A 14,738-nucleotide genomic window follows, 5' to 3' on the forward strand; every position below is an offset into this window, starting at 1 on the left:
TTTCGATCTCCTCGTGAGTCGGGTACGGGCGTGGCGGATTCCGCCGCGCCCGTACCCTTGGAGAGAGAGCCTCCCGTGCCCCACGCCCGTCCCCCGCGCCGCCGGCTCGCCTTGGCCGTCACCGCCGCCCTCGCCGTCACGACGGGCACCCTGACGGCCGCCCCGGCCGTGGCGGCTCCGCCGGCCGTCCAGGCGGCCGAGCAGCAGGAAGTGCTCACGCTGCAGCCCGGCTCCCGGGTGGGCGGCAACGGCCCGTCGGGCTTCCTGACGCGCGTGTACGAGGCATCGGGCATGGTCCACCGCTGGACGCGGTACGCGGACGGGGTGACGACGACGCTGCCGGCGGGCGAGTACTGGGGCGGCGTCCAGACGGACATCGTGATGAAGACGGAGGGAAGCGTCCGGAAGCTGTACGACATGGCGACCGGCGCCGACCCCGTCGTGATCGACACGAGCGCTCTCGGCTCCTCCGCCACCTTCCACCGGCTCGCCGGAAGCACCCTGGTGATGTCGGCCCCGCGCACCGGCGGTGGCACCGACCTCCACCTCCTCGGCAAGCCCGAAGGCACGCTCGTGGACCGGACAGTCCCCGGTCTGCCCGCCGACGCGGTCTTCCACTGGGTCAACATGACCTCGCCCGACACCGTCATCGTCCTTTACAGCGGAACGGTGGACGGAGTGTCCGGCCGCCGAGTGGCCCTCGTCGACACCGCGACCGCGAAGGTCGTGGAGGACCGCCCCACTCCGGCGGCCCAGGCCGACGCCGACGCCACCGCGTCCGCCACCCACCTGGCCTGGACCGAGCGGAACCCGACCACCGGCGCGATCACCCTCGCGGTGGCGCGACGGGGGGAGCCCGAGGTCTCGCGGACCTTCCTGGGCTACGGAGCCTCGCTCGCGCTCGAATCGGTGGGCGACGACTGGGTGACGTACGCAGTGCCGGGGGGCGCCAAGGCCGACAGCCCCAACCCCCTGTACTCCCTCACCGCCCGCTCGCTGAAGGACGGACGGACGGTCAAGCTGCTCGACAGCGTGGACTCCCTGCGCGGCGGCGCCGGCGGCGAGCAGCTGGCTCTGGGCGGCACGATCGAGAAGGGCGAGGGCCTCTACCGGATCGCCCCCGACCCGGACGGCACCCCGGCCGCCACGCTCGTCGCGAGCACCGGCGTGCCCACCGCGCTCGACATCGTGGAGCAGCGGGTCCCCGCCACCATCGACTTCAGCACGGAGAGCGGCGACACGAGCCTGCTGTGGAAGCTCAACCGGGGCGGCCTCGTCAAGTCGTACGTCGAGCTGACCCACCCCGCGTCGGGGAAGCGGTGGACCTCGTACCAGTACGGGGAGTCGTGGTACGCCGGAGCGACCTGGAAGGGCCTGCTCAGCGACTTCACCGCCGCCCCCAACGGCGTGTACATCTGGAAGGTGACGGCGACGCCCGCCAACGGCATCGGCCCCGCCGTGGTCCGGACCGGCACGCTCACCGTCGCGAGCAAGCCTCACCCGCACGACTTCTCGGACAGCGGCTCCCCCGACCTGCTCTACCGGAGCGGCGGCACGCTGTTCGCCGTCGACGGGCGCCGGACGCTGTGGTTCGGCGGCTTCTCGACCCCCCTGGAGAAGACGGTCCTCGGCACCGGCTGGGACGCGTACGACCAGATCGTCACGCCCGGGAACGTCGCCGGGGCCACGCACGCCGACGTCGTCGCCCGCGACAGGAGCGGCGCCCTGTGGCTGCACAGCGGCACCGGAAAGGGCTTCTCGCCGCGCACGAAGATCGGCGGCGGCTGGCAGATCTACAACCGGCTCACGGGCGGCAGCGACCTCACCAGCGACGGCCGCCCCGACCTGGTCGCCACGGACAAGGCCGGCGACCTGTGGCTCTACAAGGGCACGGGCAACACGTCGGCGCCCTTCGCCCCGCGCGTCAGGATCGGTCACGGCTGGGGCGTCTACAACAAGATCACCGCCACCGGCGACATCGCCGGCGGCAGGGCCGGTGACCTCGTCGCCCGCGACACGGCCGGCGTCCTCTGGCTCTACCTCGGCAAGGGCGACGGCACCTTCGCCGCCCGCACACGGATCGGCGGCGGCTGGGACCGGTACGGCGAGATCGTCGGCATCGGTGACGCCGACCGCGACGGCCGCGCCGACGTGGTCGTCAACGGGGTCATGGGCGGCCGCCGCGAGAGCCTCGCGCTCTACCGGGGCACCGGGGACTGGCAGGCGCCGCTCTCGGGCCGGATCGGGCTCGAAACGCCGGACGCCCTCACCACGGTGCCGGCGACCCTCTTCTGACCGGTCCCGGGGAACCACAAAGTTTCCGGAACGGCCGTACAACCATTCGGTGTTGTCGGGGGTCCTGCGGGCGTGGGGAGACATCCCCACGCCCGCACCTCTGGGGGAGGACCACCGCTTTGTCCCGAGCACGCACATCCCGGCCCCACCTCGCGACGGCCGTCGCGATCGCCCTCGCCGTCACGGCGGGCGCCACGGCCACGGCCGCCGCCGCGTCGGCGACGACGACCGGGGCCGTGGCGGCCGCCGCCGGGCAGTCGGCGGAGCAGGACGTCCTGCCGTTCCCGGACGGGGCGTTCATCGCCGGAGCGGGCCGTACCGGCTTCCTCGCCGGCCGAACCGTCGACGGCAGGACGACGTACGAGTGGACGCGGTACGCGGACGGCTCCACCACCGCCCTGCCCTCCGGGACCTTCGCGCCGCCCGGGCGGACCGACGTCCTCACGACGGTCGACGGGTCCGTCCACACCCTTCGCGACATGGCGTCCGAAGCCGCGCCCGTGACGATCGACGTCGGTCTCGTCGGTGACGGCTACCGCGCGGGGAGGGCCATCGGGCCGTCCACCCTCGTCACCACGAAGGCCACCGCGGCCGGAGGCAGCGAAGTCCACCTCATCGGCAGAGCCAACGGCACCCTCGTCGACGACAAGGTGACCGGTCTGCCCGAGACCGCCGTCATCAGGCGTCTCACCGTGGACCAGCCCGGCATCCTCCTCGTCCGGTACGCGGACGTGTACGACGGATCGCCGGGCACCCACATCGCCGTGGTCGACGTCGAGAAGCACGCGGTCGTGGAGCAGTACGAGACGCAGCCGGCCGGGAACTACGACGGCGACGTCGCCCTGTCCGCCACCCACATCGCCTGGATCGAGCGGCCCACCTACAACACGACGGACGTGGTCGTGGTCCGCCGCGACACCAACGAGACGAAGCGCGTCCACCTGGGTCAGTCCGGCAACCTGTCCATCGAGCTGGCCGGTGACTGGCTGCTGTACGGACAGCCTGGCGGCTACCAGGCGCTCCAGCCGAAGCCCCTGTACGCCCTGACCGCCCAGTCCTTGACGTCCGGTGAGACGGTCAAGCTCCTGGACCACCTGACGAGCGCCGTCCCGGGCCCCGACGGCACCCAGCTGGTGCGGGGCGGAACCGTCGCCGAGGGCGAGGGCCTGTACCGGATCACGCTCGGGCAGGACGGCCGTCCGGTCACCGAGCTCGTGGCGAGCACGGGCAGGCCGACCTCGCTCGAACTGCTGGGCCAGAACGTCCCCGAGGCGATCGACCTCGACCACGCCCCCGACCCCGTACCGCTGACCTGGACCTTCAGCAGAAGCAGCGCGAGCGTGCAGGTCGAACTCGTCCACACCGCGACCGGGAAGGTGCTGTGGAAGGACTGGGGCTACCCCTCCAACGGCACCTACACCGCGCGCTGGAACGGGCTGTTCCCCGACGGCATCGCCGCCTACAACGGCACGTACACCTGGCGCATGACGGCGGAGCCGTCCAACGGCATCGGCCCCGCCCTCACTCGGACCGGCACGCTCCGGATCGACCGGAAGACCGTCCAGCACGACTTCAACGACAACGGGGTGCCGGACCCGCTGGTCGAGGAGCGGGGGCAGCTGTTCCACCTGGACGGCAGCCAGTTCTTCGGGGAGACGGTCCGCCACCCCGCCAAGTCACCCCTGGGCACCCCCTGGGGCGTCTACGACCGTCTCGTCAGCCCCGGAGACGTCGCCGGATCCCCTCACTCCGACCTCGTCACCCGCGACGCGGACGGCGTCCTCTGGCTCCACCAGGGCGCCGGCCACGCCCTGGCGCCCCGCGTCCGCATCGGCGGCGGCTGGCAGGTCTACCGCCAGATCACGGGCGGCAGCGACCTGGACGGCGACGGCCGTACGGACCTCGTCGCCGCCGATACGGCCGGCACCCTGTGGTTCTACAAGTCCACCGGTGACGCGACGAAGCCCTTCGCCCCGCGCAAGCGCATCGGCGGCGGCTGGACCGTCTACAACAACCTCACCGCCACCGGCGACATCGGCGGAGGGCCCGCCGGAGACCTCGTCGCCCGCGACACCGCCGGCGTCCTCTGGCTCTACCTCGGCAAGGGCGACGGCACCTTCGCACCCCGCACCCGCATCGGAGGCGGTTGGGGCTCGTACGCGAACATCGTCGGCATCGGCGACATCGACCGGGACGGCCGCCCCGACCTCCTCGTCACCACCAGAGTCGGCGGCTATGCCTACCGCTACCAGGGCACCGGCAACTGGAGGGCCCCGTTCGGGCCTTACCAGCTGATCCAGAACGGCAGTGGATTCACCACCGTTTTCTGACCGGTCCGCGGACCAGCAGAGAAAGCAGACCCTTGAACCTCATCAACCACGCCCGGCACCGGCTCGCCGTAGCGGTAGCCCTCGCCGTCACCGCCGGCGTCCTCGCCTCGCCCGCCGTCGCGGCGACCGCCCCGCGCCCGGCGACGGCGTCCGTCGCGGCGGCCGCCCCCGCGCCCACCCTGCCGCCGGACTCCCAGCTGGTCGGCAACGGCCCGTCCGGGTTCCTCACCCGCCACAACGACGGCGGCTTCTCCTGGACCCGGTACGCGGACGGCGTCACGACCGCGCTGCCCGCGGGCTCCAGGGGCACCGTCCGCGCGGACACCGTCGTGGCCTCCGCCGGAACCACCCACACCGTGTACGACATGTCCGGGGCCTCCTCCCCCGTGACCATCGACATCGGCTACCTCGGCGCGGGCGCCACCCTCATGGACCTCGTCGGCAGCACCCTCGTCGTGAGCGTCCCCAGGGACGACGGCGGCGACGGCCGGGACGTCCACCTCGTCGGCAAGCCGGACGGCACGATCGTCGACCGGCCGATATCCGGCCTGCCCGCGGACGTGGTCGCCCGTTCCCTCTCCAGCCAGGTGGACTCGCCCGGCACCCTGTCCCTCCTGTACTACGTGCCCGAGGGCAACGCGGCCGACTGGCGCACGGCCGTCGTGGACGTCGCCACCGCCGAGGTCGTGGAGGAGCGTCACGCAGCACGAGCCGGCTGGGGGACCGATGTCACCCTGTCCGCCACGCACCTGGCCTGGGTCGAGGACCCGGACGTCACCGGGGCGGTGGCCCTGGAGGTGGCCCGGCGGGGCGAGTCCGGTTCCACACGCATTCCCATCGGCTACGGGCAGTTCCTCCAGGCCGAGTTGATGGGCGACGACTGGCTGGCATACGCCGAGACGACAAGGGCTGATTTCCTGCAGCGCCACCCCAACCCTCTCTACGGGCTGACGCTCCGCTCGCTGACGACCGGGCAGACGGTCAAGGTCCTCGACGTCGTCGACACCATCCGCAGCCAGTCGGACACCGAGCTCCTCGTGCAGGGCGGCACGATCGAGCAGGGCGAGGGCATCTACCGGATCGACACAGGGCCGGACGGCCTCCCCGCCGCCACACTCGTGGCGAGCCTGGGCAGGCCCACCGCGCTCACTCTGGTGGATGAGGAGACCCCCACATCCGTCGACTTCGGCACGGCCGGCTCCAAGGCGCGGTTCTCCTGGCAGTTCGGGAGGTGGGGCGCGGATGTGCGGCTCGTGCTCACCCACGAAGCGTCCGGCAGGCGTTGGACCGCCTTCGCCGACGACCTCTACTCGCTCGACCATGTCGCCATGGACTGGACCGGCCAGTTCGACAACGCCGTCGCCGCCTACCACGGCACGTACACCTGGAAGATGACGGCGACTCCCTGGAACGGCATCGGTCCGGCGGTGGAACGATCCGGCACCCTCAAGGTCGTCGGCAAGCCGCATCCCCACGACTACTCCGACAGCGGCTCCCCCGACCTTCTCCTCACGAACAGCGCGGGACGGCTCTCCTCCCTCGACGTCCGGCAGATGTTCGACAATCGCCATCAAGGCCCGTGGGAGCGGACCGACCGTGGCGGCGGCTGGAACACGTACGACCGGATCGTCGCCCCGGGAAACCTGGCCGGCTCCGCCTACGCCGACCTGCTCGGCCGGGACCGGACGGGCGTCCTCTGGTACTACCGGGGCACCGGACAGGCCCTCGCGCCCCGGACCAAGGTGGGCGGCGGCTGGCAGATCTACGACAAGCTCACCGCCGGCAGCGACCTCACGGGCGACGGCCGCCCCGACCTCCTGGCCACCGACAAGTCCGGCGTCCTCTGGCTCTACCGGGCCACCGGCAACGAGCAGGCGCCCTTCGCCCCGCGCACGAAGATCGGCGGTGGCTGGGGCGTCTACAACCAGCTCACCGCCACCGGCAACCTCGCCGGCGGCCCGGCCGGCGACCTCGTCGCCCGCGACAACGCCGGCGTCCTCTGGCTCTACCTCGGCAAGGGCGACGGCACCTTCGCACCCCGCACCCGCGTCAGCGCGGGCTGGAACCAGTACACCGACCTCGTCGGCATCGGCGACGCCGACAAGGACGGGCGTGCCGACCTGATCGCGGTGAACCACAAGGGCACCACCGACGACATCGTGGAGATCTACAGGGGCACGGGGGACTACCGAGCCCCCTTCGCGAACAACAACCCGGGCATGGGCTTGATCTACGTCAGGGACTTCGTCAAGGTCTTCTGACGCGCCGGCTCCGCGTAGGTGGCACGGGCCCCCGGTCCCCGTCGCGGAGCTGCTGCGCAGCGAACAACCGTGCCAGGCCTGGACGTAGCATCCTGGGCGTGACCTCCCTCAAGTTCGTTCTCTTCGACGTCGACGGCACCCTCATGGACGCCGTCGAGAACCAGCGGCGCGTCTGGCACGCGTGGGCCGCGCGGTACGGGCTCGACGGTGCCGAGGTGTACGCCACGGCGCTGCGGACCCGCCCGGTGGAGACCTTCGCGGCCGTCGTCCCCGGCGCCGACCCGGACGAGTGCCTCGCCCTCCTGCACGCGCTGGAGGACGAGGACGTCCGTACGGGTACGTACGCGGCCTTCGAGGGGGCGGCGGAGCTGCTCGCCGGCCTCCCGGCGGACCGGTGGGCGCTCGTGACGTCGAACTACGAGCACCGGGTGCGGGGCCGGTTCGAGCGGACCGGCCTCCGCTTCCCGGGGCTCATCGTCGACGCGGCCTCGGTCGCGGAGGGGAAGCCGTCGCCCGTCCCGTACCTCACCGCCGCCGAGAAGCTGGGCGCGGACCCGGCGGAGTGCCTCGTGATCGAGGACGCGCCGTCGGGCGTGCGGTCGGGGCTGGACGCCGGGATGACGGTCTGGACCGTCAACACCCCGGCGCCGCACCCGGACGCCCACCGCCACTTCCCGACCCTCGCGGAGGCCGCGCCGCACATCGTGGCGGCTCTGGGTCAGATGATCACGTCGTAGATGTCCCAGCCGTGGCCGATCCGGCGGCGCGCGGCGGTCGGGGCGTCCTTGTAGAGCCAGAGGTAGCCGGCCTTGTCACGGGCGATGCCGTCGCTGTCGCTCCAGCCGTCGATGTCGCCGGTGCGCCTGACCGTGTCGTACGTGTTCCACCCGCCGCCGACCCGCACGCGCGGCTTGAACGGGGCACTCTCCGACCACTCGTTCGGGTCCTTGGACGCGTACGACCAGAGCACTCCGGCACCATCGCGCGCCACGACCTCGTAGCCGATGGCACTGATCAGGTTGTAGGCGTTCCAGCCGCCGCCGACGCGTACGCGCGGCTTGAACGGGCCGTTGGTGTGCCAGTAGTCGTCGGCGTAGTGCCAGAGGACTCCGTCGCGGTCACGGGCGATCAGCCCCCGGCCACCGGAGGAGATCGAGGTGTACACGTTCCAGCCGCCGCCCACCCGCACGCGCGGCTCGAACGGGCGGGCCGGGTCGCCGGAGCCCTCGTAGTACCAGAGCACGCCGTCCTTGTCCCGGGCCACCAGGTCGCCCTCGCCCGCCGCGTTCGTGGTGCCGATCTTGGTGATCGCGGTGTACACGTTCCAGCCGCCGCCGACCCGCGTGCGCGGCTTGAACGGGCGGGCCGGGTCGGCGGTGCTCTCGTACTGCCAGAGCACACCGGCCTTGTCACGGGCGTGCACCGTCGTGCGCCGGTACGCCTCGGGAGTGCCCAGGACGAAGTTCACGGCGGCGGCACCGGTCGCCACCACCTTCCCGCTCGCGTCCTTCATCTCCAGGATGCCGGAGTGCTTGCCCATCGGCGCAGGATCAGCGGGGTCGATCCTGACGTCGAAGGTGAGGGTCCGTGCCGCCTCGGTGGGCGGCAGGGACAGGACATAGCCGTCGCCGTAGCTGTCCGGGTACTCGGGGGTGTCGTAGTCCCAGCCGCAGAGTCGGTAGGCGTCGCCGTTCACCGAGCATTCGGCACCGGGCAGTCCGTCGCCTCCGGCGAGGGGGCCCGGCAGGTCCCCGAGCACCAGGCCGGCGGTCAGCCGGCCGGTCACGGAAGCGGGCAGGGTGACGGTGAAGCGGGTCGTCACAGGTGCCCCCTCGCCGAGCCTCACGACCAGGGGGCCGCCTTCCTGGACGGCGGTGCCCATCTCCGCGGCCCGGGTCGCCTCTGCCCGAGCGGTCACGGCCGTGGCCGGAGCGGCGGCGGCCGCCACGGTGGCAGGGGCGACTCCGGCAACGAGTGCGGTCGCGATGACCAGGGTCGAACGGATGTGGGCCACGGATCCCCCAGGGGTTCTCGGGTGGTGCCGGAGGCGGCCTCGCCTCCGGCACGGACACCTGTGTGACCAGCGAGAGCGGGTGTGGGTTGCCCCCGCTTCACGCGAATGTCGCGACCGGTTCAGGCTCAGAGGATCACGTCGTAGATGCCCCAGCCGTGGCCGATCTGTCTGCGGGTCGAGCCGGGGCCGGCGGCGGCCTCGCGGCCTGCGTAGAACCACAGGCCGCCGTCCTTGTCGCGGGCGAGGAAGTCGTCGCTCGTTCCGGAGTCGAGGATGCTGCCGTCGAGGTCCCCCGTCGACACGACGGAGTCGTAGACGTTCCAGCCGCCGCCGACGCGCGTGCGCGGCGCGTACACCTCGTAGTAGCCGCCTCCGCCGCTGCGGTAGGTGTACGACCAGAGCACGCCGCTCGCGTCTCGCGCCACGGCTTCGTAGTCGCCCCTGCTCGCGATCAGGTTGTAGGTGTTCCAGCCGGTGCCCACGAGTCCGCGCGTCATGAACATCCGGGTGGGGTCGTTCGAGCCGCTCCTCATGTAGACCCAGAGCCTGCCGTCCTTGTCCCTGGCCACGAGACCTCCGTCCCTGCCGGCGAGGGCGGTGTACTGGTTCCAGCCGCCGCCGATCCGCACGCGCGGCTTGAACAGCTGGTCCGGGTTTCCGGAGCCCTCGTAGTACCAGAGCACCCCGTCCCGGTCGCGGGCCACGAGAGCACCCTGACCGGCCGCCGACCGGGGCAGGAGGGACGTGATCGAGGTGTAGACGTTCCAGCCGCCGCCGATGCGCTCACGGGCCTTCAAGGGCTTGTCGGCGCGGCCGGAACTCTCGTACTGCCAGAGCACACCGGCCTTGTCACGGGCGAGGACCGTCGTCCTGTACTGCGCCTCCGGGGTGCCCTTGACGAACCGGAAGGCGACGGGGCCGCGGTCGGTGACGGTCCCGGTCTCGTCGCTCACTTCGAGGTAGGCCGGGACGTCCCCGAGATAGGCGGCGATGCTGGTGGCGTCGACGCGGATGTCGTACGTCAGGGTCGTCTGGCCGGCGTTTGTGGAGACCTCCGGGAGCGTGGCCACGTTGTCCCAGTTGTCCCAGCCGCAGGCCTTGAAGGCACCGCCGTTGACGGCGCAGGTGGCGGTCACCCATCGATACGCGGGATTCTCGTTGCCGGCCTCGTACGGCTTCGTCGGCAGGAGCAGCCGCGCCTTGATCGTGCCGCCCGAGTAATGCGACAGCTGGACCGTGACCCGCGTGGTCACCGGCCCTTCCTCGCCCGAGGGCACGACCAGCGGGCCGCCCTGCTGGGTGACCGTGCCGGTCGAGGCGGTCGAGGCGGTGACCGGGGCCGGCGCGGCGACGGCCGTGGCCCCACCCAGTAGGGCAGGGGCCACACCGACGGCAAGAGCCGTCGCGATCACCAGGGCCATGCGAGTGTGCCTACGTGCCACGAATCCCCCCAGGAATTCTTCTGATCTGCTTCGGTGGTTCACGCCTTTGACGGTCGGCGGTGCCGGATGGTTGTGCGGGAGGGGCCACGAGCCGGGCATTGGAATAGGCCTGTGCGGTGGCCGGTTGGAGCGGGACATGCAACGTGATCGGGAAGCGTCGGGCGGTATACATCCCCTGCTTGCGGGACGGTTCAGCCCCTACCGGTTCGACGCGTCGGCCGCCGTCGACGACGAGTCGCTGCGGCTGCTGCTCGAAGCCGCGCGGTGGGCTCCGTCCGCCGGGAACTCCCAGCCGTGGGGCTTCTTCGCGAGCAGGCCGGGCGAGCCGGACCACGAGCGGGTGGTGCGCCACCTCGCGCCGAGCTCGGCACGGTGGGCGACGGACGCGGGGCTGCTGGTGGTCACGCTGACGCGGCGGTACGTGGACGACACGGAGCTGCAGTACTCGGAGTTCGCGGACTACGACCTCGGCCAGGCCATCGCGCACATGACCCTCCAGGCGGAGGCGCTGGGCCTGGCGTCGCACCAGTTCCGGGCCTTCGACATGGAGGGCCTGACGAAGGAACTGGATCCGAAGCCGGGATGGGCGATCGTGTCGATGGTCGCGCTGGGGAAGGCGGCCGGGGAGGCGCCGGAGGGTCGGGACCGGCGCAGCGTGACCGACCTGCTGTCGGCGCCCTGGGCCCTGTGACGGGAGCCGTCGCTCCGGCTCTCGGGGCGGACGTGCTTCGTGGGCTTCTGGTGGGACCGCCCTCTTTCCGAGAGTCGCTCCTTCCGGCGGCGCGTCAAGGGCGCTCCTTCGTCGCGTCGGCTCCGCCGACTCCGCTGCGCTCCACCCTTGACCTGCCACCTCCAGGAGCGAAAGACCTCTCGGAGGGCGGTCCGGGGGACGGGTCCACGAAGCCGGCCCACCCCGAGCACCCGCCCCGCCCTCGCACCCCGCCGCCCGGGGCGCGAACCGGCGTGCGAGGGAGGTGCAGTGGAGCATGACGGTTGCGAAGTGTTGCACGGACGACGGCACCCCACACCGAGAACGTGTTCACCGGGCGCGTGGCGGAGTTCGAGGAGAAGCGTGACATCGAGGGGTGGACACAGGACGTCTACCGGGTCGGGGTCACCTCCACCCTGCGGGGCGACCTGCACGGGACGGTCCGGGTCGCGTACGGACTGGACGAAGGCGGCCCCGACCGGCCGGCGGACGGAAGCACGTACATCTTCGCCGCCCACGCCTGGGCCGACACCACGAACGACGGTCACGCGCAGCTCTACCAGGGCGAGATGAAGCCCGTGGACGACGTCCGGCTTGCCGCGCGGAAGAAGGCGGTCGTGCTCCCGATGGAGCCGGACCGGTAGCCGATGCGTTCCGCCAACCACAGTTACACAACAAGAACTTGAGCCCCATTCAGGTTACAAACCCGCTCGGCTACTGTGTGGCCCATGCAGGGGGAATCGGAAGGCCGGTCCGGTCAGGACAGTTTGCGCGGCAGCGGGGCAATGCCCCTCGAGCCGGGCGACCCGCGGCAGATCGGGGCGTTCAGGCTGCTCGGCGTGCTCGGGTCCGGCGGGATGGGGCGGGTCTACCTCGGCGCCGTGCCGGGGAAGTTCGCGGCGGTGAAGCGGGTCCTTCCCGTGCTCGCCGAGGACGCCGACTTCCTCAGCCACTTCGGGCACGAGCTCGACAACCTGGCCCGGCTGCCCGCCGGCGCCAACACCAAGCTCCTCGCGAGCGACCGCACGGCCAAGCCGCCGTGGTTCGCGACCGAGTTCATCCCCGGCATCACCCTCAACGAGGCCATCCGCCTCAACGGCGGCCCGCTGTCCGGCGGCGCCCTGTGGCGGCTCCTGCGGGAGGCGGCGGCCGGGCTGCGCGTCGTGCACGGCGCGGACATGGTGCACCGCGACCTCAAGCCGTCCAACGTCATGCTGACCGGAGGCGGCCTCTCGCTCATCGACTTCGGCGTGGCCCGCGCGGCCGACCAGAGCCGGCTGACCAAGACCGGCATGGTCATCGGCACCCCCGCCTACATGGCCCCCGAGCAGGCCGTCGCCGACCGGCGACTGACCGGTGCCGCCGATGTGTTCGCGCTCGGCAGCCTGCTTCTGTACGCCGCGAACGGGCGGCCCCCGTTCGGTGACGGTTCCGGGCCCGACCTCCTCTACCGCGTCGTCCACGGCGAGCCCGACTTCGGGCGCCTCACCGAGGGCGATCCCGCGCTTGCGGAGCTCGTACAGAAGTGTCTCGCGAAGGATCCGGCGGACCGGCCGACGGCCGACGAGCTGGTCGCGCTCACCGAGGAGGGCGCGGCGGGCGCCGTCTGGCCGGCGGCCGTCGCCGAGCGGATCGCCGAGCGGGCGGTCTTCGCCGCCGGTGCTCCCACCGCCGAGCAGCTCGCGGAGCTGGAACGGACCGATCCGACGCAGGACGTGGCCACGGCCTCGCTGACCCCGCAGGCCCGGCCGGAGCCCGCGACCGCCTCGCCCGATCCCCTGGCCGTCACCGGTCAGGCCGCCTCCGACACGCCTCGGTGGCGGCGGAACCGGTTCGTCATGTTCGCCGTGCCCGTGGTCGTCGCGACCGGCACCACCCTGACCGTCGCACTCGGTCCGTACGAGATCGGCAAGCTGGGCGCGTCTCCGGAGGCGTCGCCGTCCTCGGTGGCCTCGCAGCCCGCTTCCGTACCGCCGTCGAGCGGGACGGGGAGCCCTTCCGCCAACCCGTCCGCCAAGCCTTCGGGGAAGCCGTCGGGGAAGCCCTCCGCCAAGACGCCGGCCGGGTCCGCGGCCCCACCGGCGGGCTCCTCCGGTGGTGGCGGCGGGTCCGGCGACGGTGCCGCCGGGGGCGGGTCCGCGACGGGCGGCGGGTCCGGCGGCGGGTCCGTGACGGGCGGCGGGTCGAGCACCTCCACGTCGTCGGGCGGCTCAAGCTCCGGCTCCGGCTCCGGCTCCTCCGGTGGCTCGACGACGCGCCCCGCCCCGAAGCCGACGACGAACGCGCCCGCGCCCCCGCCGCCCACCAGCTCGACGCCCTCGGGGACGTACTCCCTGAAGAACGCGTCCGACGGCAGTTGCCTGGGCGAGTACAACGCGGGCTACGGCGTCTTCGCCAACACCTACGACTGCGGTTCGGCGCAAGGCACCAGGCCCGTCTGGTACGGCTGGACGTACCAGGCCGGCGCGAACGGCACCTTCCGGCTGGTCAACCGACAGAGCGGTCACTGTCTCGACCCGAACGGGACGGTAGGCGCCACCGCGGTCCCCTGCGACGGCTCCAGCAACCAGTCGTGGCGCATCCAGGCCACGACCGCCAACGGGCGGACGTTCAAGAACGTGGGTTCCGGCCAGTGCATCATGGCCGGGCCCCCGTTCATGATGTCGGCCGCCTGCGACCCGGGCGACCTCCGTCAGCTCTGGCGGAACGTCTCGCCCGTCTGACCGATGCCGAAGACGGGGACGGTCACGTCCCCGTCCGGGCCCTCCTGCCGGAACGCGACCTCCAGCTCCATCCCGATCCTGAGGTCCTCCTCCGCCACGCCCACGACCTCCGTCATCATGCGCGGGCCCTCGGCGAGGTCGACGACGGCCGCGACGTACGGGACGCGGTCGCCGAAGGGCGGGAGGTCGTTCCGGTGGACGACCGACCAGGTGTAGAGGGTGGCGCGGCCGCTCGCCCGCTCCCAGCGGACGTCCTCGCTCCAGCAGTACGGGCAGAACTCGCGCGGGTAGTGGTGGGCGCGGTCGCAGGCGGCGCAGTGGCGAAGCAGCAGCCGCCCTTCGGCGGCGGCGTCCCAGTAGGGGCGGGTGAACGGATCGATGTCCGGTGTGGCCGTCATCAGAAGAGTCCGATCGCGTGGTCGAGGGACCAGGCCTGCCAGGAGACGGCGAAGAGCGCGACGACGGAGATGAGCGCCATCATCGCGTTCTGCCCCTGCTCGGCCCAGTCGTGGATCATGAGGACGAGGTAGAGGAGGTTGAGGAGGAGGCCGCCGACCAGGGCGACCGGGGTGAGGAAGCCGCCGATCAGGCCGAGGCCCAGGGCGAGTTCGGCGTAGACGACGACGTACGCCATGAGCTTGGGGCGCGGGGCGACGACGGTGTCGAAGCCGCTCTTCACGGCCGCCCACCTGTGCTTGTCGGCCACGTCCGCCGCCCAGGCGATGCCGGTGCCGCGCTCGAACCAGCCCTTCTTGTCCTTGTGGCGCCAGCTCTCCAGCCACCACAGGCCGAGGCCTATGCGGAGGACGGCGAGCCATTCGGCGCCGGTGAGCCAGACGGTCTGCATGCGCGTCCTCTCGACGAGTGGATCCGGGATCTGACGGTACGTCAGTTCAGCGCAGACCGAGGCCCTGCCGCAAGGGGCAGGTGCACGTGACCGTTTCGCAACCGAAATCCCTCTTGG

At 72.0% G+C, this 14,738-nt stretch carries 11 protein-coding genes; 7 read left to right on the top strand and 4 right to left on the bottom strand.

The window, feature by feature from the left end:
• Positions 1–75 precede the first annotated feature (75 nt).
• From ACFYX3_RS04060 to ACFYX3_RS04075, 4 genes are all read left to right on the top strand, one after another.
• Positions 76–2,295, top strand: a complete 2,220-nt coding sequence (locus tag ACFYX3_RS04060; RefSeq protein WP_389007691.1) for an FG-GAP repeat domain-containing protein — start codon at positions 76–78, stop codon at positions 2,293–2,295.
• Positions 2,296–2,414: 119 nt separating this feature from the next.
• On the top strand, positions 2,415–4,625 hold the full coding sequence (locus ACFYX3_RS04065; RefSeq protein ID WP_389007693.1) for an FG-GAP-like repeat-containing protein: 2,211 nt from the start codon (positions 2,415–2,417) through the stop codon (positions 4,623–4,625).
• A gap of 32 nt (positions 4,626–4,657) precedes the next feature.
• Positions 4,658–6,886 carry an FG-GAP repeat domain-containing protein gene (locus tag ACFYX3_RS04070; protein WP_389007695.1) on the top strand — a complete coding sequence of 743 codons (2,229 nt, stop codon included), beginning with the start codon at positions 4,658–4,660 and terminating at the stop codon, positions 6,884–6,886.
• A gap of 98 nt (positions 6,887–6,984) precedes the next feature.
• A complete protein-coding gene (locus ACFYX3_RS04075; RefSeq protein ID WP_389007697.1) occupies positions 6,985–7,623 on the top strand; it encodes an HAD family hydrolase in 639 nt (212 codons plus the stop codon).
• Here the strand turns inward: ACFYX3_RS04075 and ACFYX3_RS04080 are convergent.
• Both ACFYX3_RS04080 and ACFYX3_RS04085 read right to left on the bottom strand, forming a co-directional pair.
• Entirely contained in the window at positions 7,605–8,900 is a 1,296-nt protein-coding gene (locus tag ACFYX3_RS04080; protein WP_389007699.1) for a hypothetical protein, read from the bottom strand. The two genes, ACFYX3_RS04075 and ACFYX3_RS04080, sit on opposite strands and share 19 nt — an antisense overlap.
• Before the next feature lie 125 nt (positions 8,901–9,025).
• Positions 9,026–10,321 carry a tachylectin-related carbohydrate-binding protein gene (locus ACFYX3_RS04085; RefSeq protein WP_389007701.1) on the bottom strand — a complete coding sequence of 432 codons (1,296 nt, stop codon included), beginning with the start codon at positions 10,319–10,321 and terminating at the stop codon, positions 9,026–9,028.
• 157 nt (positions 10,322–10,478) lie between these two features.
• On the opposite strand from ACFYX3_RS04085, the gene ACFYX3_RS04090 reads away from it, so the two are divergent.
• The 3 genes from ACFYX3_RS04090 to ACFYX3_RS04100 all read left to right on the top strand — a co-directional run bounded on the left by ACFYX3_RS04090 (position 10,479) and on the right by ACFYX3_RS04100 (position 13,774).
• Positions 10,479–11,033 carry a nitroreductase family protein gene (locus ACFYX3_RS04090; RefSeq protein ID WP_382654729.1) on the top strand — a complete coding sequence of 185 codons (555 nt, stop codon included), beginning with the start codon at positions 10,479–10,481 and terminating at the stop codon, positions 11,031–11,033.
• A gap of 302 nt (positions 11,034–11,335) precedes the next feature.
• Positions 11,336–11,695, top strand: coding sequence for a hypothetical protein (locus ACFYX3_RS04095; protein WP_389007704.1), 360 nt, complete (start codon positions 11,336–11,338; stop codon positions 11,693–11,695).
• A gap of 141 nt (positions 11,696–11,836) precedes the next feature.
• On the top strand, positions 11,837–13,774 hold the full coding sequence (locus ACFYX3_RS04100) for a protein kinase (protein WP_389007706.1): 1,938 nt from the start codon (positions 11,837–11,839) through the stop codon (positions 13,772–13,774).
• Here ACFYX3_RS04100 and ACFYX3_RS04105 read toward each other — a convergent pair.
• Together ACFYX3_RS04105 and ACFYX3_RS04110 are read right to left on the bottom strand one after the other, a co-directional pair.
• Positions 13,744–14,172, bottom strand: coding sequence for a Zn-ribbon domain-containing OB-fold protein (locus tag ACFYX3_RS04105; RefSeq protein WP_389007708.1), 429 nt, complete (start codon positions 14,170–14,172; stop codon positions 13,744–13,746). The two genes, ACFYX3_RS04100 and ACFYX3_RS04105, sit on opposite strands and share 31 nt — an antisense overlap.
• Complete coding sequence (locus tag ACFYX3_RS04110; RefSeq protein WP_389007710.1) at positions 14,172–14,621, bottom strand: DoxX family protein; 450 nt, start codon at positions 14,619–14,621, stop codon at positions 14,172–14,174. The genes ACFYX3_RS04105 and ACFYX3_RS04110 overlap by 1 nt, the downstream gene beginning before the upstream one ends.
• Positions 14,622–14,738 lie beyond the last annotated feature (117 nt).

Origin of the sequence: Streptomyces sp. NPDC002463 (assembly GCF_042889835.1) — a bacterium.
Taxonomy (GTDB): domain Bacteria; phylum Actinomycetota; class Actinomycetes; order Streptomycetales; family Streptomycetaceae; genus Streptomyces; species Streptomyces nymphaeiformis.

What these genes read in the sequence shown, in the direction of transcription:
- ACFYX3_RS04085 (WP_389007701.1), bottom strand. Translation starts at nt 10,321, where the DNA reads ATGGCCCTGGTGATCGCGACGGCTCTTGCCGTCGGTGTGGCCCCTGCC.
- ACFYX3_RS04105 (WP_389007708.1), bottom strand. Translation starts at nt 14,172, where the DNA reads ATGACGGCCACACCGGACATCGATCCGTTCACCCGCCCCTACTGGGAC.
- ACFYX3_RS04090 (WP_382654729.1), top strand. Translation starts at nt 10,479, where the DNA reads ATGCAACGTGATCGGGAAGCGTCGGGCGGTATACATCCCCTGCTTGCG.
- ACFYX3_RS04100 (WP_389007706.1), top strand. Translation starts at nt 11,837, where the DNA reads ATGCCCCTCGAGCCGGGCGACCCGCGGCAGATCGGGGCGTTCAGGCTG.
- ACFYX3_RS04110 (WP_389007710.1), bottom strand. Translation starts at nt 14,621, where the DNA reads ATGCAGACCGTCTGGCTCACCGGCGCCGAATGGCTCGCCGTCCTCCGC.